This window comes from Paraburkholderia sp. SIMBA_027 (assembly GCF_046535315.1).
Taxonomy (GTDB): domain Bacteria; phylum Pseudomonadota; class Gammaproteobacteria; order Burkholderiales; family Burkholderiaceae; genus Paraburkholderia; species Paraburkholderia tropica.
The window spans coordinates 1-242 of record NZ_JAWRWY010001450.1 but is presented as its reverse complement, the minus strand read 5'-3'; the positions used below and the strand labels follow the sequence as shown (position 1 = coordinate 242).

Genomic DNA, 242 nt, shown 5'->3' with positions numbered 1-242 from the left:
CTGAACAAAAGAATGCGGGCCGTATCGACCGAGCGTGACCAGATGCGCGCCCGTGAGCGCGCCCGCATGAATTCTGAAACGGCAGCAAACAAGGCATCGCTAAGAGCCCAGAACAACCACTCAGTTCGCCAGATCGTCGAACGCTTCAATTTGCGAAAAGCTCTGGTCGATGAAAATACGATGAACAAGCTGAAGGCCGCTGGCTATCGTTCTGAGAACGCACTCAACATGTTCCTCGTTGC

General features: G+C 53.7%; 1 protein-coding gene. It reads left to right on the top strand.

Annotation, left to right across the window (positions count from 1 at the left end; genetic code table 11):
* Nucleotides 1-12: 12 nt before the first annotated feature.
* A partial coding sequence (locus tag SB764_RS43990) for a hypothetical protein (RefSeq protein WP_410867313.1) occupies nucleotides 13-242 on the top strand: 230 nt, incomplete at its 3' end.